General features: G+C 69.2%; 21 protein-coding genes and 1 other RNA gene. 13 read left to right on the forward strand and 9 right to left on the reverse strand.

All coding sequences use genetic code 11. The features are described from left to right. The first annotated feature begins 110 nt into the window (after positions 1-110). The 4 genes from ASF25_RS11300 to ssrA all read left to right on the forward strand — a co-directional run bounded on the left by ASF25_RS11300 (position 111) and on the right by ssrA (position 2,643). Complete coding sequence (locus ASF25_RS11300) at positions 111-1,538, forward strand: DEAD/DEAH box helicase family protein (protein ID WP_056304716.1); 1,428 nt, start codon at positions 111-113, stop codon at positions 1,536-1,538. Between the two features lie 188 nt (positions 1,539-1,726). Beyond that, entirely contained in the window at positions 1,727-1,906 is a 180-nt protein-coding gene (locus ASF25_RS11305) for a hypothetical protein (RefSeq protein ID WP_056168420.1), read from the forward strand. Beyond that, positions 1,881-2,231 (forward strand): hypothetical protein, encoded by a 351-nt coding sequence (locus ASF25_RS11310; protein ID WP_056264645.1) that lies wholly within the window; start codon positions 1,881-1,883, stop codon positions 2,229-2,231. The genes ASF25_RS11305 and ASF25_RS11310 overlap by 26 nt, the downstream gene beginning before the upstream one ends. A 38-nt stretch (positions 2,232-2,269) precedes the next feature. Next, positions 2,270-2,643, forward strand: a transfer-messenger RNA (tmRNA) gene (ssrA, locus tag ASF25_RS21905). A 163-nt stretch (positions 2,644-2,806) separates the two neighbouring features. Here ssrA and ASF25_RS11315 read toward each other — a convergent pair. The 3 genes from ASF25_RS11315 to ASF25_RS22685 form a co-directional block, all read right to left on the reverse strand. Further along, the gene (locus tag ASF25_RS11315; RefSeq protein WP_056168426.1) at positions 2,807-3,460 is read right to left on the reverse strand and encodes a general stress protein; all 654 of its coding nucleotides are present in this window, start codon (positions 3,458-3,460) and stop codon (positions 2,807-2,809) included. A gap of 44 nt (positions 3,461-3,504) precedes the next feature. Then, positions 3,505-3,891 carry a hypothetical protein gene (locus ASF25_RS11320; protein WP_056168604.1) on the reverse strand — a complete coding sequence of 129 codons (387 nt, stop codon included), beginning with the start codon at positions 3,889-3,891 and terminating at the stop codon, positions 3,505-3,507. 255 nt (positions 3,892-4,146) lie between these two features. After that, positions 4,147-4,317, reverse strand: a complete 171-nt coding sequence (locus ASF25_RS22685; RefSeq protein WP_156368948.1) for a hypothetical protein — start codon at positions 4,315-4,317, stop codon at positions 4,147-4,149. A gap of 379 nt (positions 4,318-4,696) precedes the next feature. Between ASF25_RS22685 and ASF25_RS11325 the strand changes: the two genes are divergently transcribed. Next, positions 4,697-5,350 carry a hypothetical protein gene (locus tag ASF25_RS11325; RefSeq protein ID WP_082478979.1) on the forward strand — a complete coding sequence of 218 codons (654 nt, stop codon included), beginning with the start codon at positions 4,697-4,699 and terminating at the stop codon, positions 5,348-5,350. 3 nt (positions 5,351-5,353) lie between these two features. Here ASF25_RS11325 and pgl read toward each other — a convergent pair whose 3' ends face one another. The 6 genes from pgl to ASF25_RS11355 form a co-directional block, all read right to left on the reverse strand. After that, positions 5,354-6,076 (reverse strand): 6-phosphogluconolactonase, encoded by a 723-nt coding sequence (pgl, locus tag ASF25_RS11330; RefSeq protein ID WP_056304718.1) that lies wholly within the window; start codon positions 6,074-6,076, stop codon positions 5,354-5,356. Between the two features lie 59 nt (positions 6,077-6,135). Beyond that, positions 6,136-7,110 (reverse strand): phosphogluconate dehydrogenase (NAD(+)-dependent, decarboxylating), encoded by a 975-nt coding sequence (gene gnd / locus ASF25_RS11335; RefSeq protein WP_056304721.1) that lies wholly within the window; start codon positions 7,108-7,110, stop codon positions 6,136-6,138. A gap of 148 nt (positions 7,111-7,258) precedes the next feature. Further along, the gene (locus ASF25_RS11340) at positions 7,259-10,111 is read right to left on the reverse strand and encodes a bifunctional transaldolase/phosoglucose isomerase (RefSeq protein WP_056304722.1); all 2,853 of its coding nucleotides are present in this window, start codon (positions 10,109-10,111) and stop codon (positions 7,259-7,261) included. 126 nt (positions 10,112-10,237) lie between these two features. Next, positions 10,238-12,313 (reverse strand): transketolase, encoded by a 2,076-nt coding sequence (gene tkt, locus ASF25_RS11345; RefSeq protein ID WP_056304725.1) that lies wholly within the window; start codon positions 12,311-12,313, stop codon positions 10,238-10,240. Positions 12,314-12,433: 120 nt separating this feature from the next. Beyond that, entirely contained in the window at positions 12,434-14,344 is a 1,911-nt protein-coding gene (locus ASF25_RS11350) for a glycoside hydrolase family 15 protein (RefSeq protein WP_082483677.1), read from the reverse strand. A gap of 155 nt (positions 14,345-14,499) precedes the next feature. Next, positions 14,500-15,120: a hypothetical protein gene (locus tag ASF25_RS11355; RefSeq protein WP_156368949.1), complete on the reverse strand. Its 621-nt coding sequence runs from the start codon at positions 15,118-15,120 to the stop codon at positions 14,500-14,502. Between the two features lie 284 nt (positions 15,121-15,404). Between ASF25_RS11355 and ASF25_RS11360 the strand changes: the two genes are divergently transcribed. The 8 genes from ASF25_RS11360 to ASF25_RS11395 all read left to right on the forward strand — a co-directional run bounded on the left by ASF25_RS11360 (position 15,405) and on the right by ASF25_RS11395 (position 25,079). Beyond that, positions 15,405-15,992: an ANTAR domain-containing protein gene (locus ASF25_RS11360; protein ID WP_056168611.1), complete on the forward strand. Its 588-nt coding sequence runs from the start codon at positions 15,405-15,407 to the stop codon at positions 15,990-15,992. Positions 15,993-16,005: 13 nt separating this feature from the next. Beyond that, positions 16,006-17,031 (forward strand): CmpA/NrtA family ABC transporter substrate-binding protein, encoded by a 1,026-nt coding sequence (locus tag ASF25_RS11365; protein ID WP_056304729.1) that lies wholly within the window; start codon positions 16,006-16,008, stop codon positions 17,029-17,031. A gap of 460 nt (positions 17,032-17,491) precedes the next feature. Further along, positions 17,492-18,781 carry a CmpA/NrtA family ABC transporter substrate-binding protein gene (locus ASF25_RS11370; protein ID WP_056304731.1) on the forward strand — a complete coding sequence of 430 codons (1,290 nt, stop codon included), beginning with the start codon at positions 17,492-17,494 and terminating at the stop codon, positions 18,779-18,781. Continuing rightward, positions 18,781-19,650 (forward strand): nitrate ABC transporter permease, encoded by an 870-nt coding sequence (gene ntrB, locus ASF25_RS11375; protein WP_056304734.1) that lies wholly within the window; start codon positions 18,781-18,783, stop codon positions 19,648-19,650. The genes ASF25_RS11370 and ntrB overlap by 1 nt, the downstream gene beginning before the upstream one ends. A gap of 10 nt (positions 19,651-19,660) precedes the next feature. Next, positions 19,661-20,455, forward strand: a complete 795-nt coding sequence (locus ASF25_RS11380; RefSeq protein WP_056304736.1) for an ABC transporter ATP-binding protein — start codon at positions 19,661-19,663, stop codon at positions 20,453-20,455. A gap of 15 nt (positions 20,456-20,470) precedes the next feature. Then, on the forward strand, positions 20,471-21,685 hold the full coding sequence (locus tag ASF25_RS11385; RefSeq protein ID WP_056304738.1) for an FAD-dependent oxidoreductase: 1,215 nt from the start codon (positions 20,471-20,473) through the stop codon (positions 21,683-21,685). A gap of 11 nt (positions 21,686-21,696) precedes the next feature. Beyond that, complete coding sequence (locus ASF25_RS11390; RefSeq protein WP_056304740.1) at positions 21,697-23,484, forward strand: NirA family protein; 1,788 nt, start codon at positions 21,697-21,699, stop codon at positions 23,482-23,484. Then, positions 23,481-25,079 (forward strand): sulfite reductase subunit alpha, encoded by a 1,599-nt coding sequence (locus ASF25_RS11395; protein ID WP_056168459.1) that lies wholly within the window; start codon positions 23,481-23,483, stop codon positions 25,077-25,079. The genes ASF25_RS11390 and ASF25_RS11395 overlap by 4 nt, the downstream gene beginning before the upstream one ends. Positions 25,080-25,142: the final 63 nt, after the last annotated feature.

The raw sequence follows: 25,142 nt of genomic DNA on the forward strand, positions 1-25,142 counted from the left end.
CTGAAGGTCACAGGTTCAAATCCTGTCCCCGCAACCAACATCACAACAACAAACCAAAAGCCCCCAACCTCACGGTCGGGGGCTTTTCGCTGCGCGAAGGAGCCTGTCCCATCGCCGAGTCGCCAGACCTCCTCGTTCCTCGTCCGCATCAGGAGGAGGCGGCTCGGACCATCCTAGAGGCGCGAGCCGACAGGAAACCCGGTTTCCTGCTCGGAGACATGACGGGGCTGGGAAAGACCCTGTCGGTGTGGAGCGCCCTGGCGCGCATGCCTGAATCCGAGATCCTCATCGTCTGCCCGAAGGGCGCCATGCCGCAATGGCGGCGGACCATCGCGCAGGCGGGCCTGGCGCCGAAGGCCGTGACGCTCATCAATTACGAGCGCACCAAATCGCTCATGGCCCCCCCGGCCGCGAGCACGAAACGGTCGACGCGGGCGAAGAACAACGAACTCGCCAAGCGCGGGATCCTGAAACGGACCTGGCCCCTCGTCGCCTTCGACGAGAGCCACCGCCTGCGCAATCCGACGGCCCAACAGAGCCTGGTCTGCCGCCAGATCGCGGAAGCTGCCACCTTCACGGTTTATCTCAGTGCCACCGCGGGTCAGGCGCCGCACGAACTGTCCTATCTCGGCCGGCTCCTCGGGGCTGCCGCCGGCACGCCCTGCGAGACCCTGGCCGACTTCCGCATCCTCCTGCGAAGCCTCGGCATCGGTGGGGCGAAGGGCCGGTGGGCCAATTGGAGCTGGACCGCCAATGCGCGCGACTGCGCCGTGATGGCGGATCTTCTCTATGGGGGATCGAAGGCCATCGGCCTGCGCCGGCGTCCGGGCGACATCGCCGGTTGGCCCGAGGTGCAACGTGAGCTCGCCGCCACCGCCCTCGATCCCGCGGCGCGCCGGCTCTACGATGCCAACTGGCGGGAGTTTCGCCGGGCTTGGGGCCTGCTCGGCGGGAGCGGCCGCCGCCCGGCCGGGTGGGCGGCCGATCTGCGCTTTCGGCAGAAGGCGAGCCTTCTGCGCGTCGACGGCACGGCGGATTTCGTCGAGACCCTGCTCCAAGCCGGCCAGGCTGTGGCGATCTCCGTCGCCTTTCTGGAAACGGGCGCCGCCCTCACCGAAATTCTAGCCCGACGCGGCTGGCGTGTGGGCAGCATCGACGGAACGCGGGACGCCGGGACGAACGAGAGCGAACGGGTGGCATTCCAGTCCGGCGCACGCGACGTCATGGTCTTCACCGTCACGGAATCGATCTCGCTCCACCGCAACGAGATGGCGGGGGGCGAGGCGGTGCGTGCCCTCGTCATCCACGACATGCGCCACAGCGCGATCCAGGTCGCACAGATCGAGGGCCGCTGCCATCGCGACGGGGAGCAGGCGACGATCTACTACGCGTTCGCGGAAGCCACGGTGGAGGAAGCCATCGCCGGTACGGTTCTGCGCCGTATGAGAGCCATGGACGCGATGGCCGGCGAGGACACGGCGCTGCTCGATGCGATTGCGGTCCTCATCGAACGGTCCCCCGAGCCTTGCGACCTCTGATCCCTGTTTCCGACCGATGCGAATTCCGAGCGCTATCCGAGACTGGCTTCGACGCTTCCGGCGAAACGCCTTCGGATGAACCCGATCGGCGAACGACGTTGCGGACAAGTCCGCAGGCAGTCGTCGGCCGGGTCGGCTTTCGCCAGAATCGGATTCCACTTTGCCGAGCGATGCCGTAAGGCGAGCCCATGTCAGACTTGGAAGCTCTTCTCGACCGCCTGAAGAATGCTCAGCGCGATCTCATCCTGGACGCTGCGAAAGTCGCCATGTTGCCACCGGACAGCATGTTGCGCCGGATCGCCGATCTGGAGAATACCATCGCGGCCGTCGAGGCGCTTATCGATGAACAGCGTCACGCCCGCGCCTGACCGTCGGGTCCTGGAGACGCCGGACGGTCGCTACATCGTCGTGCGGGGGCGGCTCTGGCGGCGGGCCCGGCCGGATCTGCCCGCAGATGTCCGCGATCGTCTCGTGCACGGTCTCATGGATGCCCGGCGTGCGGTGAAGGCCGGCCGAAAGGGCGACGACGCGGCCGCCGTCGCGGACGCCCGAGCGGCCGTCGATCGCGCCAAGCGAGGTCTCGGCGAGCGTGGGCCGGTTTGGTGGACGGATGGGGCGCCGGATCTCAACCGCCGCCTCGCGCGCAACACGCCTTACGCGGACTGGTACGCCGGCCAAGATGAGACGGCATAGGGCGGGAGCGGACCGTGGGTATCGTTTCGGTGCAGCCCGGACTGGACCCGGGGCGAGGCATCACCTATATTCCGAGTGCGGTTGATGACCGGTTCATAATAACGTTTCAGGACCCGGAGGGCAGTACTCCGGCGCCTCCACCAAAAGCTCATCGCGGGACATCCGGGTAGCGTTGGGCTTCTGATGGGGGCGAAATAGGATCGACTGGGCGGTAAAGGGATCGCGAGTTCAGTCTCACTTCGGTGGGATACGATGCGACTGTCGGTAAGGTTTCGACCGGTTTGGCGTAGGTAACCCCTATTCCAGGCATCTGACCAAAACTCTAAATGCCAACGATAACGTTGTCATGGATGCCCGCCTCGCGGCGTAAGCATCTTGCGGTAGGGTAACCGTCGAAACAGAACCCGGGGCTTCGGCTCCGGGACCCATCTTTCTCTTTGCAGCTCTGTCAGCAGCCGGATCGCGCGAAGCGCGGTGCGGTTCTTTCGCGTGCGTGGCGCGACCGGGGTTTCGGTCACGAAAAACGCCCCGCGACGGATCGCGGGGCGTTGTCTTTCACCGAAGCGGCGCGAACCTTAGACGGGGTTCGACGGGTATGCCCGAACGCGGGTCCGTCCATCGGCAGCGCTCGGAAGTGCGCTCGGATGCGCGGCGGAAGCGGCCTGCGGTGCCGTCCAACCCTCGGCGCGCCAGCCCTGAGCGCGCTCGTCGATGTCGATGGAGCCATGCTCCTCGAGAACGTCCATGACGGTCGCCGAGCGGGTCTCGTCCGCGCGCACCGTCACGAGGGTGCCGCCGCGGCGCACGCCCTCGGAATAGGTGTGCGCATCCGTCTCGCTCAGGCCCGCACCGGTGAGACCACCGGCCAGACCGCCCGCTGCCGCGCCGATGCCGGCACCCGTGAGGGTGGCGACGAGCCAGCCGGCCGCGACGACGGGGCCGACGCCCGGTATGGCGAGCAGACCGAGACCGGTGAGGAGGCCGGCGGCACCGCCCAGGACCGTACCGACGGTCGCGCCGGTACCGGCGCCGGTGGCCGCGCTCTCCGTCGTGTCGGTGTGGCCGGTCGTGGTCGCGTGCGTACCGACGCGTCCGCTGTGGCGATCGCCCTCGTTGCTGCCGACGATGCTGATGTCGCTGTGGGGAATGCCCTGCGCTTCGAGCTTGGCGACGGCGGCGCTCGCATCATCGTAATTGTCGTAGAGGGCCGTGATGGTCTGGTGTGCCATGGTGGACTCCTGTTCGGATCGTGAAGGATTGGTCGAGGTCGCGCTTACTGCGCGGCGACGTTGCCCTTGAAATCGACGCCGACCTTGACGGGCTTGCCGTCGAGCATCGCGTTGGCGCGCCAGATGCCCTTCTCGTCCTTGGTCAGACCTTTGACGTCCTTGTACCCGGCTTCCGTGAGGCGGTGATGCGTCTGGGCCTCGGTGAAGCTGTTCGCGCCCTCTTCGAGCTTCGCACCCGTGGCGGCGTGGGCCGTTCCGGGCTTGGTGGCATCGGGCTTGTCGGTGTTCGGCCGGGTCACGGCCTCCTGGCCGCCGGACGTGGCGCTGGACTTGGCGTCGGGGGCGGGAGTTCCGGTCACGGTGGTCTGGGCCAAGGCCGGGCCGGCGCCGAGGACCGTCAGGATAGCGAGGGTTTGCAGGGTCCGGTTCACGGTATTCTCCTTGAGCTGAGGACCCAATCAATCAACGGGATCGCCCAATCGTTCCGCTTGCACAGCGATTGGGTCAGTCTTGATCGCCACGATGCATGCGCTTGACCGGACGTCGTTCGCCGGCTCACCGTAGCGATCGGGCCTAATCCGACCTGGATACGAAAAACCGTCCCCCGCCGAATGAACCTGATCATTCCCGATACGGTGGCTTTGCTGTGCCGATCACCCGAGCGCGGCGGCGGGCGTCCGAGCGGATCAGGATGCGGCGTCCGATCCCTCTGCGTCCTGCGGCGTGGCTTCGTCGCCGGCGAGTCCCGCCGGGTGCTCCACGAGCGGAAACATCTCGGACAGGCCCTGGGCGACGCCGTAGGTCACGGGATCGAAGGCGGCGGCACCGCAATAGAGAAGGGAATTGGTTTCGTTCACGGACCGCTTGCTCCCGGGGCGATCTCTCCCATCGCGGCGATCCATTCGCCGGGAGAGATGAGTCACAGGGACGTTCAAGTCGTCAGATGCCGATCGTTTCCCATGTTCCAATAAAAAGTCGTCGGTGTGGCCTTGCATGCCGCCTCGCGCTCCCGCCCCACGACGGATGCATCGAGGGTCTATCGGTGGCGGGAAGAGCTATATCCGGAGTCCGGCCATCGGCACTCCCGACCCGCCGGAGGAATTCGCGCGATCGGCCTCAGACGATCCTAAGCATTCGCGACAAACCCCACGAATCGGTGGGAACTGTTCAGATTGAGGATCCGTTAACGGCTCATCCCAGCGTGCAGCGGGGATTGACAACGAGAGCCGAATTCCCATGACCCGAGCCCGGCCTTTCGTGCGTGGCGCCGCTGCCGCCACCCTCCTCGCCAGCCTGTGCCTCGCCCTGCCGAGGCCCGCCTTCGCGGCCGATGACGGATTGGGCGGCCTGTTCCAACGACTGTTCCAGCCGAGCCCGCCCGCGGCGGTGCAACCCGTGCCCGCACCGGACACCCTGGGCGCGCGTCAGACGGATGTCCGCCGTGCCGCCCGGGCCCTGAACAGGCGGCCACGCCCGATGACGCGCTACGCCGCCCTGCCGAAGGCAGAACCGCTCAAGCTCCACGTCGGCGACCGCCAGGTGCCCCTGGACATGAGCGCGGGTGCCGCCGCCGCGTTCATGAAGGATCCGACCTTGCGACCCGGCGACATCGTCGTTCTGAAGGACGGCGTGAAGGTGTTCACCGGCGATCCGGACAAGCGCCACGCGGCGCGCGATTTCGAGAGCATCGGGCGGTCCGCCTTCATCGACAGGCATACCCGGACGTTGCTCTCCGCCATGGTGATGCCCGCCGGAGCGATCCCGGCCGCGGAAGCCCGGCGAATGACGGCCCAGGCACGCAAGGTTCCGCCGACCGCCGTCGCCCCGGTCCAGGCCGAGACGGCGTCCATGCGCATCATCTCGCCGTGGATCGTCGCGACCTCGAACTGATCGTCAGGCGTCGGCGGCGGCGCGATCGAGGAGCCACGTCACCGGTCCGGCGATGCGGGCCGCCGGCAGGTCTTCACCATCGGCGAGGCGCTCGAGCGGTCGTCGCTTGGACGCCCCCGTGACCAACACCAGAACATGCCGCGCGGATGCGAGGGCCGGGAAGGTCAGGGTAATCCGGGGAACGAACGGGGCGAGGCCCGCCTCCGGCACCGGAGCGACCCAGGCGCCGCTTTCCTCGACGGCCGGTTTGCCCGGGAACAGCGAAGCGGTGTGCCCATCCTCGCCGAGGCCGAGGAGAACGAGGTCGAACAGGGGGCGGTCGGGATCGAGGGTCTCGGCTCCGTAGAACGCCTTCAGTACCGATTCATAGGCGGCGGCGTCGGCCTCCAAGGCACCCCCCGTGGGGATGGGATGGAGGTGCCCGGGCGGGATCGGCGCATCCCCGAATGCGTCCTGGGCGGCGCGGACATTGCTCTCCGGATCGTCCCACGGCACGTGCCGGTCGTCCCCGAAGAACCAGTGCAGGCGCGCCCAGGGGAGGGCGTCCGCATACTCGGGGCGAGCCAACAGGGCGTAGAGGCGCTTCGGCGTCGAACCGCCCGAGAGGCAGACGGCGATGGCCCCCTCGGGCGATGCTTCGCAGAGGGCGACGAACCGGTCCGCCGCCGCCCGTGCCACGGCGTCCGCATCGGCGAGAAGGTCTGCATCGTCGGGCAGGGGGATCATCGCGGCTCCTCGTTTCGGAAGGTCTCGGCGCGTCGATCGAAGGGGATGCGGTGCGGCCCCTATTTCGGCTCCTGGTGTCCGCCGAACCCCTTGCGCATGGCGGACAGCAGCTTGTCGGCGTAGCTCGCATCCTCGCGGGAGCGGAAGCGGGCGTAGAGGGCCGCCGAGAGGACGTTGGCGGGCACGGATTCCTCGATGGCCGCATTGAGGGTCCAGCGACCTTCACCGGAATCAGCGACGAAGCCCGAGAAGTTCGACAGGCTCTCGTCACCCGCGAGTGCCCCGGCCGTGAGGTCGAGGAGCCAGGACGAGACGACGCTGCCGCGGCGCCACACCTCGGCGATGTCGCCGATGTTGAGGTCGAAGCGCTGGCCCTCGGGGAGGTCCGTCGAGTTCGCATGCTTGAGGATGTCGAAGCCCTCGGCATAGGCCTGCATCAGGCCGTACTCGATGCCGTTGTGGATCATCTTGACGAAGTGGCCGGCGCCGCTCGGGCCCGCATGGATGTAGCCGTCCTCGGCGCGGGCATCGCGCCCCTCGCGGCCGGGGGTCTTCGGGATGGTGCCGGGGCCCGGCGCCAAGGTCTTGAAGATCGGGTCGAGGCGCGCGACGGCCGCGGCGTCGCCGCCGATCATCATGCAATAGCCGCGCTCCAGGCCCCAGACGCCGCCGGAGGTGCCGACATCGACGTAATGGATGCCCTTCGGCTTCAGTTCGGCGGCGCGGCGGATGTCGTCCTTGTAGAACGAATTGCCGCCGTCGATGATCACGTCGTCGGCGGCCATGAGGCCGGCGAGGGTGGCGACCGTGCCCTCCGTGACGGCGCCGGCCGGCAGCATCACCCAGGCGGTGCGCGGCCCATCGAGCTTGCCGACGAACTCTTCCAGGCTCGCCGCGCCGGTAGCGCCTTCGGCGACGAGGGCCGCCACGGCCTCCGGACTCTGGTCGAACACCACGGCCGTGTGCCCGTCGCGCAGCAGCCGGCGGACGATGTTTCCGCCCATCCGGCCGAGGCCGATCATGCCGAGTTGCATGGGTGATCTCCGTCGCGTGAGGAACGCGGGGCGCCGAGGCCCCACGCCGAAACAACCAATAGAAGGCTCTTCATCACCGGCGCCGTCATTCCGGGGCGCCAGAGGCGGACCCGGAATGACGCAGCGCTGGAACGTCGAACTGCCCGCCCTACGCCAAAGCCGCCTTCAGCGCGGCGGCGATGCGCTTCAGGCCGGCCTCGACCTCGCCGCCCCTGATGTGGACCCGCAGGGCCCGCCGGCCCCGTTCGGCGAGCACCGCAAAATCACCCCGCGCCTGGGCCGCCACCACGGTGCCGAAACCGAGCTTGCGCCCCGGGATCGACAGGTCCTCCGACGGGTCCGCGGTGATCTGGAGGAAGACGCCGGTGTCGGGCCCGCCTTTGTAGGCCTGCCCCGTGGAGTGGAGGAAGCGCGGGCCGAATTCGAGGCAGGTGGCGAGCCGGGTCTTGTCGCGCAGCGCGACGCGGGCATCCTGCAGGATCGCGTGATGCTTCGGGTTGCGCGCCACGTAGGCGAGCAGGGCGACGTAATCGCCGGCCTTGGTGCGGGCGAGGTGCGCCTTCAACGCCGCGTCGAGACCTTCGCCGGCCTGGGGCAGGGCTTCGGCGTTCTTCGCATCGGCGTAGAGCGCGAGGGTGTCGTCGGAGAAGAGCGGCGTCTCTGCGGGCAGGGACCCGCTCGCCTCGGCGGCGTCGAACAGCTTCTTCGTCTCGATCTTGCTCGCTTCCACGTCGGGCTGGTCGAACGGATTGATGCCCAGCATCGCGCCGGCCACCGCCGTGGCGATCTCGAAGCGGAAGAACTCCTGCGGCAGCTGCTCCTCGTTCGCCAGGGTGATGTGGACGACGGGATGGCCCTCGCGCTCGAGGTTGCGCACGGCCTCGTCCTGACGGGCGTCGGCCCGGCTGTCGAGGCGCAGGTACACGAAGATCCGGTCGAGGCCGTAGACGGCCGGCACGTCGACGGGCTCGCCGTCGATGGGGATCAGGCCCTTGCCGTCCTTGCCGGTGGATTCGGCGATGAGCTGCTCGGCCCAGGCGCCGAAGGTGTCGATCCCCGGGGAGGCGATGAACGTGACCTTGTCGCGCCCGGCTGCGAGCGCGGCGGCCCCGAGCGCCGTTCCGAGGAGGACGCCGGGGTTCTGCGCCGGCGGCACGGCCGGTCCGCAGGAGCGGACCATGGTGCGGGCGGTGTCGAGGAACGCCTTCACGTCGATGCCGGAAGCCGCCGCCGGCACGAGGCCGAAGGCCGAGAGCACGGAGTAGCGTCCGCCGATCTGCTTCACGCCGTAGAAGATCTTGCGGAAGTTGTCGGCCTTGGCCGCCGCCTCCATGGCCGAGCCGGGATCGGTCACGGCGACGAAATGCGCTCCGGCGCGCTCGCCCACCGCCGCCTTCATCCGGCCGAGGAAGTAGTCGCGGAAGACGTTGGGCTCCAGGGTGGAGCCGGACTTCGAGGCGACGATGAACAGCGTCGTCTCGAGGGTGATCGCGGCCTCGGTCTCGCGCACCTGATCCGGGTCGGTGGAATCGAGGATGCGTAAGCGTGGGAAGCCCTCGCGTGTGCCGTAGGTCTCGGCCAGCACCTCGGGGCCGAGGCTCGACCCGCCCATGCCGAGCACCACCACGTCGGTGAAGCCGGTCTGGCGCACGTCGTCGGCGAAGGCGGCGTAGTCGGAGACGCGGGCGAGCTCGTCCTCGACGATGCGCAGCCAGCCGAGCCAGGTGTCCTCGTCGGCATTCGACCACACGGTCTTGTCGTGGGCCCACAGGCGGCGGATGGCGCCGGACGCGCGCCAGGCTTCCACGGCCTTCTTGGCTTCCGCCGCGATGGGCTCGGGGAGCACCAGGGTCTGGCCGTCGAGCTTGGGCCCGAGGAAGTCGATGCGCTTGCCCGCGACCGCGCCGAGGAGCTTGTCGGCGGCGTCGATGAAGAGCTGCACGCCCTCGTCCACGAGCTGGTCGCCGACCGTCTCGATGTCGATGCCGGCACGGGCCAAACCGTCCATCACGGCCTTGGCCCCAGGAACGTCGGCCTCGATGGCGGCCTTCACGGTGCCGTGATCGCGAAAGGCGTCCATGGTGGCCGGCGGCATGGTGTTGACGGTGTCGGGGCCGATGAGCTCCTCGACGTAGAGCACGTCGGAATAGGCCTTGTTCTTCACGCCCGTCGACGCCCATAGCAGGCGCGGCGCCTTCGCGCCCCTGGCGGCGAGGCCCTGCCATTTCGGCTCGGCGAAGACCGCCTTGTAGCGCTGGTAGGCGAGCTTGGCGTTGGCGATGGCGACCTTGCCCTTGAGAGCCTCCAACGCGGCCTTCTCATCCGCGCCTTCCGTGGCGGCGATCCTGTCGTCGAGGGCCTTGTCGACGGCCACATCGATGCGGCTGATGAAGAAGCTCGCGACGCTCGCAACCTTCGAGACGTCGCCGCCCTTGGCGCCGAATTCCTCCAGGCCGTCGATGAAGGCGCGGGCCACGGCCTCGTAGGTCTCCACCGAGAACAGCAGGGTGACGTTGATGCTGATGCCGTCGGCGGTCAGCGCCCGGATCGCCGGGATGCCCTCACGGGTCGCCGGCACCTTCACCATCAGGTTGTCGCGCGCCACCGTCTTGTGGAGCCGCCGGGCCTCGGCCAGGGTCTCGTCGGTGTCGAGGGCGAGGTAGGGCGAGACCTCGAGGCTGACGTAGCCGTCGGCCCCGTCGCTCGCCTCGTAGACCGGCCGAAGCACGTCGGCCGCCGCCTGGATGTCGGCGATGGCGCAGCCCTCGTAGAGGTCGATGACCCGGGCGTCCCCCTGGTCCATCACCGATTTGAGGGCGGCATCGTATTCCTGCGAGCCGCCGATGGCCTTCTCGAAGATCGACGGGTTCGAGGTCACGCCGCGCAGGCCGTCCTCGTCCACCAGGGCCTTGAGCTTGCCGTCGAGGACGAACCCGCGGGCGACGAAGTCGAGCCACACGGCCTGGCCCTGTTCGGGGAAGAGAGCCTTGAGCGGATTCATGGAAACTCCTCGTCGTCCGTCGCGGTGCGTGGCGCTCACGCGGGGGAGCGCCGTTCAGCCATCATGTCGGGATGCGCCCCCCTCCGACGAGGGGAGCGCATCCCACCTTCGAGAAACCCCCGAACCCTACTTCTTGTGCCGCGCGATCTGGTCGCGTGCGGCCTGAAGCACCTTCTCGGGGGTGAAGCCGAACTTGGTCTGGAGGTCCTTGATCGGCGCCGAGGAGCCGAAGGTGTGCATGCCGATGATCGTGCCGGCGGAACCGGCGTAGCGGTCCCAACCGATGACCGACCCCTGCTCGACGGCGACCCGCGCCAGCACGTCCGGGATGAGGACGGAGTTGCGGTAGGCCTCGTCCTGGCACTCGAACAGGTCCCAGGACGGCATCGAGACCACGCGGGCCTTCACGCCCTCGGCCTTGAGGGCCTCGTAGGCGCCGACGCAGAGTTGCACCTCGGAACCGGTGCCGATGAGGATCACGTCGGGCGTGCCTTCACAGTCGGCGAGCACGTAGGCGCCCTTGGCGGTTCCGGCGGCGCTCGCATACTGCGAGCGGTCGAGGGTCGGCAGGGGCTGGCGGGAGAGGGCCAGCACCGCCGGCTGGTCCTTCAAGCCCATGATCACCCGGTAGGCTTCCGCGACCTCGTTGGCGTCGGCCGGGCGCAGGGTGACGAGGCCGGGGATCGCCCGCAGGGTGAGGAGCTGCTCCACCGGCTGGTGGGTCGGCCCGTCCTCGCCGACCCCGATGGAATCGTGGGTGAAGACGTGGAAGACCGGCAGCTCCATCAGGGCCGCGAGGCGGATGGGCGGGCGCATGTAGTCGGCGAAGACCAGGAAGGTGGCGCCGTAGGCGCGCAGGCCGACGAGGCCAAGGCCGTTGACGATGGACCCCATCGCATGCTCGCGCACGCCGAAATGGATGTTGCGGCCGCCCGGCTCGAACGGCGTCAGGGTGCCGGCGCCCTCGAATTCGAGCTTGGTCTTGTTCGACGGGGCGAGATCGGCCGAACCGCCGAGCAGGTGGGGCACGTTCTTCGCGATGGCGTTGAGGACCTTGCCCGACGATTCGCGCGTCGCCATGCCCTTGGCGTCGGCCGGGAAGACCGGGATGTCGCGGTCCCAGCCCGCGGGCAGGCGGCCGGCGTGCAGGGCGTCGATCTCCTCGGCCAGCGCCGGCTCGGCCGCCTTGGCCTCCCCCATGAACCGCTCCCAGTCGGCGAAGAGCGCCGCGCCCCGCTCGCCGATGCCGGCCTGGAAGTTTTCGCGCACCCCCTCGGGCACGAGGAACTGCGCGTCCTCGGGCCAGCCATAGGCGCGCTTGGCTCCCCGGGCCTCCTCCTCGCCCAGCGCGTCGGAATGGGCCTTGGAGGTGTTCTGCTTCTTCGGGGCGCCGAAGCCGATGATCGAGTTGACGACGATGAGCGTCGGCCGGTCACTGGATTGGAGGAAGGTCTCCAGGGCCCCCGAGATCGCGTGGACGTCGTTGGCGTCGGCCACCCGCAGCACCTGCCAGCCGTAGCCGAGGAAGCGTGTCGCGACCTCCTCGGAGAAGGCCAGTTCCGTATGCCCTTCGATCGTGATGGTGTTGTTGTCGTAGATCCAGCACAGGTTCGACAGGCGCAGGTGCCCGGCGATGGAGGCGGCCTCGGAGGCCACACCTTCCATCAGGTCGCCGTCCGAGCAGATCGCGTAGACGTTGAAGTCGAACAGCGGCAGGTCGGGCCGGTTCAGGGTCTCGCCGAGGAAGCGCCCGCCCATGGCCATGCCGACGGAGTTGGCGACCCCTTGGCCGAGCGGCCCGGTGGTGGTCTCGACGCCGGTGGTGAAGTGGTATTCCGGGTGGCCCGGCGTCTTGCTGTCGAGCTGGCGGAAGTTCTTGATGTCGTCGAGGGACACCGCCGGCTCGTTGCCGCCGTCGGTCTGGGCGACGCCGGCGAGATGCAGCAGGCCGTAGAGCAGCATCGAGGCGTGGCCCGCCGAGAGGACGAAGCGGTCGCGGTTGGGCCAGTGCGGATGCGCCGGATCGTAGCGCAGGTACCGGTTCCACAGGGTGTAGGCCACGGGCGCGAGCGCCATCGGGGCGCCGGCATGGCCGGAATTCGCCTTCTGCACGGCATCGATGGCGAGGGTGCGCAGGGTATCGATGCTGAGCTTGTCGATGGGGCTCAGGGCCTCGCTCGGCTTGGTGTCGGCTCCGCTCATGATCTCACGTCTTCCTTCGTGTCGCCTGGGCCGCCCGCGCCGCGGATCCGGCCCTCGTCCCGTGGGGGGTCGCCGACGCGACGCCGGACCCGCCCACCTCGATTCCCATAGTGCCGGCCGTCAGGCCGACATCTCGACCGCTTTGATTTCGTCGACCTTGGTTTGGTCGACCTTGGCCTCGCCGGCCTCGTCCCCCTGGAAGCATGCCCCCTCGGACCCGGTTCCATCCTCCGCGCCCGCGCTGCGTTCCCGGGCCGGCCCGTTGGCGCGGCTGTAGTTCAGGATGGTGTTCACCAATGTGACGTGGCTGAACGCCTGTGGGAAGTTGCCGACGAGGCGCTTGGCCTTCACGTCGTACTCTTCCGAGACGAGGCCGACGTCGTTGCAGACGCCGATGAGTTTCTCGATCAGGGCCCTGGCCTCCTCGCAGCGGCCGAGCCCGATGAGGTTGTCGGCGTACCAGAAGCTGCACGGCAGGAAGGCGCCCTCGTCGCCCGGCAGGCCGTCCGTGGTCTGGTCCTCGGTGTCGTAGCGCAGGACGAAGCCGTCGCGCATGAGGGTCCGGCCGATGGCCTCGACGGTGCCGACGACGCGCGGATCGTGCTGGGGCAGGAACCCCATATGGGCGATGAGCAGCAGGCTCGCGTCGAGGCGCTTCGAACCGTAGGACTGCACGAAGCTGTTCAGCTCCGTGTCGAAGCCCTTCTCGCAGACCTCGGCGTGGATCTGGTCGCGGATCTCGCGCCAGCGCTCCACCGGCGCCCCTGGGCGGGTTTCGCCCTCTTCCTGGGAGCGGATCGCCCGGTCGAAGGCGACCCAGGCCATCACCTTGGAATGGACGAAGTGCCGGCGCCCGCCGCGCACCTCCCAGATGCCCTCGTCCGGCGTGCTCCAGACCTTCTCGAGGTGGCGCAGGAGCGCCAGGCCGACGCGCCAGCCATCGGCATCGCCGAGCAGGCCGCGCTGGCGCGCCTGATAGAGGGCGTCGAAGATCTCGCCGTAGACATCGAGTTGGAACTGCTCGACGGCCGCGTTGCCGATGCGCACGGGCTTCGAGTTCTCGTAGCCGGGCAACCAGTCGAGTTCGATCTCCGGCAGCATGCGCTCGCCGGCGATGCCGTAGAGGATGTGGGCCTGCTCGGGGTTGCCGGCCACCGCCCGCACGAGCCAGTCGCGCCAGGCGCGGGCCTCGTCGAGGTAGCCGCCATCCATCATCGCGATGAGGGTGAAGGTGGAATCGCGGAGCCAGCAGAACCGGTAATCCCAGTTGCGCACGCCGCCGAGGTCCTCCGGCAGGGAGGTGGTGGGCGCGGCGACGATGCCGCCGGTGGGATGGTAGATCAGCGCCTTCAGGGTCAGCAGCGAGCGCTGCAGGATGGCGTCCCACGGCGTGCCGCGGGCGCAGCGGTTCGACCAGTCGCGCCAGTGGCGATCGGTCTCGAACAGCACCTTGCGCGGCTGCACCGGCGGGGGGTCGTCCTCGTGGGAGGGGCCGTAGCTCAGGGTGAAGGCGACGCTCTCGCCCGCCGCCACGGTGAAATCGGCCGCCGTGGTCTGGCCCTCGCCGTGGAGCGGCACGAGGGTGCGCAGGACCACCTTGTGCGGCCCCGAGATGGCGCGCAGGTCCCCGAGCTCGTTGTGCGACACCCACGGCACGGCCAAGCCGTAATCGAACCGTACGGCGAGATGCATCCGCATGGCGACGTCGCCGCGCAGTCCCTCGACGATGCGCACGAGGTGCGAGCCGTCGTTGGCCGGCATGTAGTCGGTCACCCGGACGCATCCGGCCTCGGTCTCGTGTTCGGTCTCGAGGACGAGGCTGCCGGTCCGGTACTGCCGCGAGGTCTTCGCCGCCGGGTCGGCGGGGCCGAGCTTCCAGAAGCCGTGATCCTCGGTGCCCAGGAGGGCGGCGAAGCAGGCGGCGGAATCGAACCGGGGCCAGCACAGCCAGTCGACGCTGCCGTCGCGCCCGATCAGGGCAGCGGTGCGGCCGTCACCGACGAGCGCGTAATCCTCGATCCGTCCCGCCATTCACGCCCTCGTCGCGGCCACCTCTCGATGGGCCCCGCCGCGTGGCGCCGCACCATCGATGGCGTCCACCTAGTCCCCCGAGGGGGCAGGGTCCAGGGTCCATTCGGCGATTGCCCGAAGCCGGGCGGCGAAACCGGGGTGAAACCGGACTGCGTTCAGCGCAGGGTCCCGACGAAGTCCACCACCGCGCCGCCCAGCGCAGAGGCCTGCGTGCGCGCCGCAGCGCCCTGAACGCCGACGAAATCGCGAGCCCGGCCCACGGCCCGGATCGCCGGGGCGAAGGGCAGGGCGAGATCGGGCAGGAGGCCGCCCTCCTCGACGGGCACCTCCGCCTGCGCCACGGTCCCGACCGGATCGGCGTGCTGCGCCGCAGCGGGGGCGGCAATGGCCTTGGCGGGGGCGGGCCGACGCAGGGCGGCGACACGGGGCCCGGAGGGCCGGTGCTGCGCGACGGCGGGCGCCGCGACGGTGCCTTGTGCCGGAGCGGCGACGTGCGCCGCCACCATCAGGGGGAACTGGCGCGGAAAGGTGAGGGCGGCGGGCACGAAGGGCGTCGCGGGAACGGCCTCGGACACCAGGGTCGCGGGCGCCGAAGCGATCCGCGCCGCGAGGGTCGTGGGGGCCGGGGCGGGCACCTCCGGTTCGCGGCAGAACAGCGAGGCCGCGCCGAGCACGAGGGCCATGACGAGGGTGGGGAGCAGGGGCGGGGTGACGCCGGAGGTCGCATCCATGGCGAGGCCGTCATTGGCACACCCGCACTGGCTTCGCTCCGTCATGCCGGCGTCCTCGCAATCCATCGTCTTCGAAACCCCATTAGCGGCGCCGTTTACGGCGGAAGCTGGGCTATTTCCTTTCGCAAAGGTAAACCACGCCGGGCGCGATGCGTCCCGCTCCCCGCTGCTTCGGGCCGAGGCCGTTGCCGACACGACGAACCGCCCGTGCCCAAAACCTCGCCTTGCCGAGAATCGTGAGGCCGTGCGATCAGCGGAAGGGCGGCCTTCCCCCAATGTCGGACCCCGCGCCCTTCGCTTCGGACACCCAGCCCCGCTTTCGGACACCGATGACCGAGCCGTCCCTCACCGTGGCCGTGATCGACCCGAGCCCGGCGCGCGCGGCGATCCTCGAAGAGGGTCTGGCGGCGGCCGGCATCGCCCGCGTGGTGATCCTGCCCGACACCGCCGATCTTCCCGCCCGCGTCGCCGCCCTGAACCCCGACGTGGTGGTGATCCATGTCGAGAGCCCGAGCCGCGACATCCTCGAGCAGATGTCCGGCCTGTCGCGCCACGTCGAGCGGCCGGTGGCGATGTTCGTCGACCGCTCGGACGTGCCGATGATGCAGGCGGCGGTGGATGCGGGCATCTCGGCCTACGTGGTCGACGGCCTGCACCCGCAGCGCATCCGCTCGATCCTCGATGTCGCGATCCTGCGGTTCAACGCCTTCGCGCGGCTGCAGCGCGAACTGCTGGAGGCGCGGGGCGAACTCGCCGACCGCAAGCTCATCGAGCGGGCCAAGGGCATCCTGATGACGGCCAAGGGCCTCCCCGAGGAGGAGGCCTACCGGCTGATGCGGCGGAAAGCCATGAACGAGAAGCGCAAGATCGCCGACATCGCCCGCGCCATCGTCACGGCGGCGGATCTGCTCGGATGAGAGCCGTGGTCAGATGAGACTCGCTCTGGGATACGTTCCCCTCGTCGATGCGGCGGCGCTCATCGTCGCCGTGGAGCGCGGGTTCACCGCGGCCGAGGGGCTGGCGGTGGATCTCGTCCGCGAGCCCTCGTGGGCGACCCTGCGCGACAGGCTGGCCCTCGGCCACCTCGACGGCGCCCACATGCTGGCGCCCCTGGCCCTGGCCAGCAGCCTCGGGATCAGCGGACCTGAGACGCGCCTCGCCGTGCCCCTCGCCCTCAACCTCAACGGCAACGCCATCACGGTGTCGCGGCCGCTCTGGGCCGCCATGATGCGCGACGGACCGGGGGACGAGGGCCTCGACACGGTGGCCACGGCCTTCGCCGGGGTGGCCCGCGCGCGCGCGCGGGAGGGGGCTCCGTTGACCCTCGGCACCGTGCATCCGTTCTCGAGCCACACCTATCAGCTCCGCCTGTTCGCCGCGCGCGGCGGCCTCGACCTCGATGGGACGGTGCGGATGGTGGTGATCCCGCCACCGCGCATCGCCGAAGCCCTGCGGGACGGCCACATCGACGGCTTCTGCGCGGGAAGTCCCTGGAACAGCCTCGCGGTGGAGGAGGGCTACGGCCGGATCGCGGCCTTCGGCTGTGCGCTCGCACCGGACTGCCCCGAGAAGGTGCTGGCCCTGCCCGCCTACGCGGCGCCGACCTGCGGAGCCCTGGTGCGGGCGGTGCGTCGGGCCGGCCGCTGGTGCGCGCGGCACGAGAACTACGAGGAACTCGCACGCCTGCTCGCGCGACCGGACCACCTCGCCATCGCGCCCGCCCTCGCCCGCCGCGCCCTGGCCGGCACGGTGGTGGTGGATCCCGACGGCACGCGACGGGACGCGCCGGATTTCGTCCTGTTCGGCGAGACGGCCGAGCGGCCGAGGCCCGCCCAGGTCGATTGGCTCCTCGACCGAATGACGGAGGCCGGCCAGATCGTCGCCACGCCCGAGGTGAGCGAGCGCGCCCACGGCCTCTATCGCCCGGATCTGTACGACGCCGCTCTGCCGGATTGATGCGGCTCGCACTGGGCGGGCACATGCCCGTGCCACCGGCATTCTGCACGCGGATTGTGCAGTGCGGGAGCGAGGCTCTCCACCGAGTCGGAGGACGATATGGTTCCGGCACGTGGAATCACAGGTCCGTGAGGCCGTGCGTCGCGCTCGGGCCCGTCTCGCCCGACCATTACGGAGGGACCTGAGACAAACTGGAAAAATTCCAGAACTGGCATCCGCTTAGGTCGCGCGCAGGATCCCCGACAGGATCGCCGGGACGCACGCACGGAGGCCGTCCCTTCGTCCTGGCACGCCTCCTGCTAGGAGCTGGAGGCCCGTCAACGACGACGGGCCTTATCCGTCGGCAGAGCCGCTGACCCGAGTCTCCCCAAGGCACGCACCGTTATGCGTCCGACGGATGTGCTTGGTCGGCGGCTTTCTGTTTTGGCGCTTTGCAGTCCTGGCGAGGATTCCGGTTTCGATGAGTGATGGTTTTCGCAACAGCCGGCGCAACGTCCTGAAGGGGGCCGCCGCGACCCTCTCCCTGGCAGCACTCGCCCGGACGGCCTTCCCGGGCGGCGCCTTCGCGCAGGGGGCGGGCCCGGAGGTGAAGGGAGCCAAGCTCGGCTTCATCGCCCTCACCGATGCCGGCCCGCTGTTCGTCGCCAAGGAGAAGGGCTTCTTCGCCAAGCACGGCATGCCCGACGTGGAGGTGCTGAAGCAGGCGAGCTGGGGCACCACCCGCGACAACCTCGTGCTCGGCTCCGAGGGCAACGGCATCGACGGCGCCCACATCCTCTCGCCGATGCCCTACCTCATCACCGCCGGCCGGGTGACGCAGAACAACGTCCCGGTGCCGATGCAGATCCTGGCGCGCCTCAACGTCAACGGCCAGTGCATCTCGGTGGCCAAGGAATACCTCGACCAGAAGGTCGGGCTCGATTCCAAGGTGTTCAAGGCGGCCGTCGAGAAGAAGAAGGCCTCGGGCAAGTCCGTGAAGGCGGCCATGACCTTCCCGGGCGGTACCCACGACCTCTGGATCCGCTACTGGATGGCCGCCGGCGGCATCGACCCCGACAAGGACATCGAGACCATCGTCGTGCCGCCGCCCCAGATGGTGGCGAACATGAAGGTCGGCACCATGGACTGCTTCTGCGTCGGCGAGCCGTGGAACGCGCAGCTCGTGCAGCAGGGCCTGGGCTACTCGGCGCTCACCACCGGCGAACTCTGGAAGGACCACCCCGAGAAGGCCTTCGCCATGCGGGCCTCCTGGGTCGAGAAGCATCCGAACGCCGCCAAAGCCCTGACCATGGCGGTGCTCGAAGCGCAGATGTGGTGCGACAAGCCCGAGAACCGGGACGAGTTCGCCGCCATCGTGGCCAAGCGCCAGTGGATCAACATCCCGGTGGCCGACGTCGCCGGCCGGATGAAGGGCACCATCGATTACGGCGACGGCCGCATGGTCGAGAACAGCCCGCACATCATGAAGTTCTTCTCCGACAACGCCTCCTACCCGTACCAGTCCCACGACCTGTGGTTCCTCACCGAGGACATCCGCTGGGGCAAGTTCGATGCGCAGACCGACACCAAGGCCCTCATCGCCAAGGTGAACCGCGAGGACATCTGGCGCGAGGCGGCCAAGGCCCTCGGCGTCGCCGCGATCCCGACCTCCACGTCGCGCGGCAAGGAAACGTTCTTCGACGGCAAGGTCTTCGATCCGGCCGATCCCGCCGCCTACCTGTCCAGCCTCGGCATCAAGAGGACCGCGTGATGGCCAACACCTCCACCATCGCCGCCAGCCCCGCCGTCGCGAAGGCGGCCGCCAAGCCCAAGCGCGCGCCGTTCGTCACGATGGCCACCCTGAACACCATCGCGAAAAACCTGATCCCGCCCGTGGTGGTGCTCATCGCCTTCCTGGTGATCTGGGAGCTGCTGTGCTCGCGCCCCGGCGCCGGCCTGCCGCCGCCCTCGCGCGTCGTCACCGAGGCGTGGGACATCATCGCCCACCCGTTCTACGACAACGGCGGCACCGACAAGGGCCTGTTCTGGCACATCTCCGCCAGCATCCAGCGCGTGGCCCTGGGCTTCGCCCTCGCCACCGTGGTGGGCATCCTCGTCGGTACCCTGATCGGGCAGTCGGAATGGGCCATGCGCGGCCTCGACCCGATCTTCCAGGTGCTGCGCACGATCCCGCCGCTCGCCTGGCTGCCGCTCTCGCTCGCCGCCTTCCGGGACGGCCAGCCGTCGGCGATCTTCGTGATCTTCATCACCTCGATCTGGCCGATCATCATCAACACGGCGGTCGGCATCCGCAACATCCCGCAGGATTACCGCAACGTCTCGGCGGTGCTGCGCCTCAACCCGCTGGAGTTCTTCTCCAAGATCATGCTGCCCTCGGCGGCGCCGTACATCTTCACCGGCCTGCGCATCGGCGTCGGCCTGTCCTGGCTCGCCATCGTGGCGGCCGAGATGCTCATCGGCGGCGTCGGCATCGGCTTCTTCATCTGGGACGCGTGGAACTCCTCCCACATCTCCGAGATCATCGTCGCCCTCGTCTATGTCGGCATCATCGGCTTCATCCTCGACCGCTTCGTCGCCTTCGTCGGCAATCTCGTCACCCGCGGCACCGCGACGGCCTGAGGATCATCCCATGACCTATCTCAGCATCGAGAACGTCGGCATCTCCTTCACCCGCGGTGGCCGCACCAACGAGGTCCTCCGCGACGTCAGCGTGAAGATCGACAAGGGCGAGTTCGTCTCGCTCATCGGCCACTCCGGCTGCGGCAAGTCGACGGTCCTCAACATCGTCGCCGGCCTGCTCAAGGCCTCGACCGGCGGTGTCCTCCTCGAAGACAAGGAAGTGAACAGCCCCGGCCCCGACCGTGCCGTGGTGTTCCAGAACCACTCGCTCCTGCCCTGGCTGACGGTGCGGGAGAACGTGGCGCTCGCCGTCGACAAGGTCTTCAAGGGCAAGAAATCGCGGGCCGAGCGCAACGCCTGGATCGACCACAACCTGTCGCTCGTGAACATGACCCACGCCGCCGACCGGCGCCCGAGCGAGATCTCGGGCGGCATGAAGCAGCGCGTCGGCATCGCCCGGGCGCTGGCCATGGAGCCGAAGGTCCTGCTCCTCGACGAGCCGTTCGGGGCCCTCGACGCGCTCACCCGGGCGCATCTCCAGGACTCGCTCATGGACATCCATGCGCGGCTGAAGAACGCCGTGATCATGATCACCCACGATGTCGACGAGGCGGTGCTGCTCTCGGACCGCATCGTGATGATGACCAACGGCCCCTCCGCCACGGTGGGCGAAATCCTGACCGTCGATCTCGAGCGGCCGCGCCGCCGCCTCGATCTCGTGGAGGACGCCACCTACACCCACGCCCGCGCCGCCGTCCTCGAGTTCCTCTATGCCCGGCACGCCAAGCCGGCCATGGCGGCCTAAGGCAGGCCGCGCGCTATGAAGGACAGACTGGTCGTCATCGGCAACGGCATGGCGTCGTTGCGGTTTCTGGAGCGCCTCACCGAGCGCGCGCCGGGGCGCTACGACGTCTCCGTCGTCGGCGCCGAACCGCAGGCGGCCTACAACCGCGTCCTGCTCTCGTCCCTGCTGGGCGGCGAAGTCGACGAGGCCGGTTGCGCGTTCAGAGGCCTCGACTGGTACGAGAGCCACGGCATCCGCCTCATCACGGGCGCGCCGGTCACCGAGATCGACCGCGAGAACGGCCTCGTGATGGTGGGCGAGACCCACGTCCTGCCCTTCGACAGGCTCGTGCTCGCGGTCGGCTCCGTGCCGATCCGGCTGCCGAAGCCCGGCATGGACCTGCCCGGCGTCCTCACGTTCCGCGATCTCGCGGACGTGACGGCCATCCGCAAGGCGGCCGTGGAGCACGCTCGCGCCATCGTCATCGGCGGCGGCCTCCTGGGGCTCGAGGCCGCCGTCGGCCTCGCGCGCCTGGGCGTCGACACCACGCTTCTCCACGTCATGGACCGGCTGATGGAGCGCCAGCTCGACCACGCCGCCGCCGGCCTGGTGAAGCGCGCCATGGAGGCGCGGGGCGTCAAGGTGCTGCTCAAGGCCGACACCGCCACCGTCGAGGGTGACGGAAAAGTCGAGCGCCTGATCCTGTCGGACGGCACCGTGCTGCCCGCCGACCTCGTGGTGATGTCCGTGGGGGTGCGCCCCAACGTGGCCCTGGCCCAGAATGCCGGGATCGCGGTGGGCCGCGGCATCAAGGTCGACGACCGGATGCAGTCGTCCGATCCCCGCATCTTCGCGCTCGGCGAATGCGCCGAGCATCGCGGCCAGATCTACGGCCTCGTCGAGCCCGCCTACGAGCAGGCCGAGACCTTGAGCCGCCACCTCGTCGGCGAGGAGGCGGCCTATGCGGGCACGTCGCTCGCCACCAGCCTCAAGGTCTCGGGCCTGCCGGTGTTCTCGGCCGGCGCCATCGAGGCGCCGGAGGGCTCCGAGACGATCCTCATGAGCGATCCCGGCCTCGGTCTCTACCGCAAGCTCATCGTCGCCGACGACCGGCTGCTCGGCGCCGTGTTCGTCGGCGACATCGCCGAGCAGGGCTGGTGCAAGGACCTCATCCGCACCGGCGCCTCCGTCGCGGCGCATCGCGACGACCTGATGTTCGGGCGAACCGCCCCCCAACCCCTCGCAGCCTGACGGAGGCTTTCATGGCTGACGATTTCAACGCCGAGCAGAAGCGCTACCTCGAAGGTTTCGCCTCCGGCATCTCCGCGGCCCGCATGACGGGCGGCCTCGCCCTCGGGCAGGCCGCCGCTCCGCCGGCCGAGCCCACCGGGCCCGACGCCATCCACATCAAGGCCCAGGACGCCACGGTGAAGGCCGGCGGCAAGCTCTGCGACCAGGAGAAGTGGAAGCGCGCCGAGAACGCCTTCGACGGCCACAACCGCCTCATCGCGGAGGCCGCCACCGGCAAGGCCCCGAAACCGGAGGACAATTTCCGCTGGCGCTATCACGGCCTGTTCTGGGTGGCACCGACCCAGAACTCCTACATGTGCCGCCTGCGCATCCCCAACGGCATCCTGCAGCACTGGCAGTTCGCCGGCATCGCGGATCTCGCCGACGCCCATGGCGGCGGCTACAGCCACGTCACCACCCGGGCGAACCTCCAGGTCCGCGAGATCACGCCCGAGCACGGCCAGCCCTTCCTCGACGGCCTCATCGACCTCGGCCTGACCGCGCGCGGCGCGGGCGCCGACAACATCCGCAACGTCACCGGCTCGCCGGTCGCCGGCATCGACGCCCAGGAACTGCTCGACACCCGGCCGCTCGCCAAATCCTGGCACAACCACATCCTCAACGACCGCTCGCTGTTCGGCCTGCCGCGCAAGTTCAACGTCGCCTTCGACGGCGGCGGCGTCATGCCGGTGCTGGAGGAGACCAACGACATCGGCTTCCAGGCCATCCGGGTTCTCGACGGCGCCGCCGTGGCGCCCGGCATCTGGATGCGCCTCGTGCTCGGCGGCATCTCGGGCCACCGCGATCTCGCCCGCGACACCGGCGTGGTCCTCAAGCCAGAGGATTGCAACCGGGTGGCGGACGCCATCCTGCGGGTTTTCATCAAGAACGGCGACCGGACCAACCGCAACAAGAGCCGGATGAAGTACGTCCTCGACGCCTGGGGCTTCGACAAGTACCTCGCCGCCGTCGAGGACGAACTCGGCCGCAAACTCGACCGGGTCGATCCCGCCCATGTCGCCCCGCGCGGCCCCATGGACCGCTTCGCACATGTGGGCGTGCACGCCCAGGTGCAGCCCGGCCTCAACTGGATCGGCGTGATCCTGCCCGTCGGCAAGCTCACCACCGACCAGATGCGGGATCTGGCCAGGATCGCGACCAAATGCGGCGACGGCGCCATCCGCATGACCGTCTGGCAGAACTTTCTGTTTTCGGGCGTGCCGGACGCCAAGGTCGCCGAGGTCCAGGCGCGGGTCGCCGCCATGGGTCTCACCACCGAGGCGTCGAGCATCCGCGCCGGTCTCGTCGCCTGCACGGGCAACCGGGGCTGCAAGTTCGCCGCCTCGGACACCAAGGGCCACGCCCTCGTCATCGCCGACTACATCGAGGCCAACCTCAAGGAACTCGACGTGCCGGTGAACGTGCACCTCACGGGCTGCCACCATAGCTGCGCCCAGCACTACATCGGCGACATCGGGCTCATCGGCGCCAAGGTGGTGGTCTCGGAGGAGGGCGACACCGTCGAGGGCTACGACATCGTCGTCGGCGGCGGCTTCGGCGACAGCCCGAAGATCGGCACCGAGATCTGGAAGGCCGTGAAGGCCGAGGATTGCCCGGCCCGGATCGAGGCGCTCCTACGCAGCTACCTCGGCAGCCGCGAGGGCCCGCAGGAGAGCTTCCAGGCCTTCACCCTGCGCACCGGTCCCGAATCCCTGCGCCACAGTGCCGAAGAGCAACCCGTCCTGAAGGCAGCCGCATGAGCGAGCACGTCACGCCCCCGCTGGTTCTCATCCCCGAGAACGCCCCGTTCAACCCCGACCAGCGCTCGTGGCTGTCGGGCTACTTCGCCGCCCTTCTGGGCCCCGCCGTCGAGGGCGCCACGGCGCTGGCCCCCGGCGACATGGGCGGCGGCCAAAAGCTCGCCGACAACGACGACGCGCCGTGGCACGACCCGTCGATGCCCCTGCCCGACCGGATGGAGCTCGCGCGTGAGCGGCCCGAGGCGCAGAAGCTCATGGCCGCCATGGCGCAGCAGGATTGCGGCCAGTGCGGCTACAACTGCGCCGACTACGCCAACGCCATCTTCCTCAAGAGCGAGGAGCGACTGAACCTGTGCCAGCCCGGCGGCAAGGACACGCTCCGGATGCTGAAGAAGCTCGACGAGGAGTTCGGCGCCGGCGGCGGGGCCGCCCCGAAGACCGCCGGCGACACCGCGCCCAAGGCCGAACCGACCCTCGGCCCCCTCGGCTTCTGCCGCGAGAACCCCGTGGAGGCAACGTTCCTGTCTCGGCTCCGCTTGAACGCGCCTGGGGGCGAGAAGGAAACCTGGCACGTCGAGATCGATCTGACCGACACGCCCATCGAGTACGTGGTCGGCGACTCCCTCGGGCTGTTTCCCGCCAACGCCCCGGCCCTGGTCGACGCGGTCATCGCCGAGCTCGGGGCCCGTCCCGAGCGCAGGATCGGACGCAAGACCCTGCGGGATTGCCTGCTCACGGACTATGCGCTGGGCGGCGCGCCCGACGGGCTCTACCAGCTCCTCTCCCTCCTCACCTCGGGCGAGGCGCGCAAGAAGACCCAGGCGCTCGCCGCCGGCGAGGATCCGGACGGCGACGCCGCCCATCTCGACGTGCTCGGCGCGCTCCACAAGTTCCCCGGCGCGCGGCCCGACGCCGAGGTGTTCCTCGAAGCCCTCGACGAGTTGCAGCCCCGGCTCTACTCGATCTCGTCCTCGCCGAAGGCCGATCCCGGCCGGGTCTCCCTCACGGTGGACGCGGTCCGCTACAGCCACCGCTCGCGCCTGCGGCTGGGCGTGGCCTCGACCCATCTCGGCGAGCGCATCCCCGAGGGCATGAAGGTCAAGGTCTACCTCCAGAAGGCGCACGGCTTCGCCCTGCCCGACGACCTGTCGAAGGACGTGATCATGGTCGGCCCCGGCACCGGCATCGCGCCGTTCCGCGCCTTCCTGCGCGAGCGCGACGCCACGCAGGCGCCGGGCCGCAACTGGCTGTTCTACGGCCACCAACGCCAAGCGAGCGACTTCTTCTACAGGGACGAGCTCAACGCCCTGAAGGACAAGAAGCTGCTCACCCGCCTGTCCCTGGCCTGGTCCCGCGACGGCGGCGAAAAGACCTACGTGCAGGACCGCATGCGCGAGAACGGCGCCGAACTCTGGAAGTGGTTCGAGGGCGGTGCCCATTTCTACGTCTGCGGCGACGCCAAGCGCATGGCCAAGGATGTGGAGCGGGCGATCATCGACGTCGCCGGCCAACACGGGGGCAAGAACCCCGACGAGGCCGTGGCCTACCTCGCCCATCTGAAGAAGACCGGGCGGTATCAGGCCGACGTGTACTGAGAGGCAAAACCCTCCCGGCGCCGTGGGCTATCGAACTCCGCATATCTGGCGCTCTTCAGAACG

This window comes from Methylobacterium sp. Leaf100 (genome assembly GCF_001422845.1).
Lineage (GTDB): Bacteria > Pseudomonadota > Alphaproteobacteria > Rhizobiales > Beijerinckiaceae > Methylobacterium.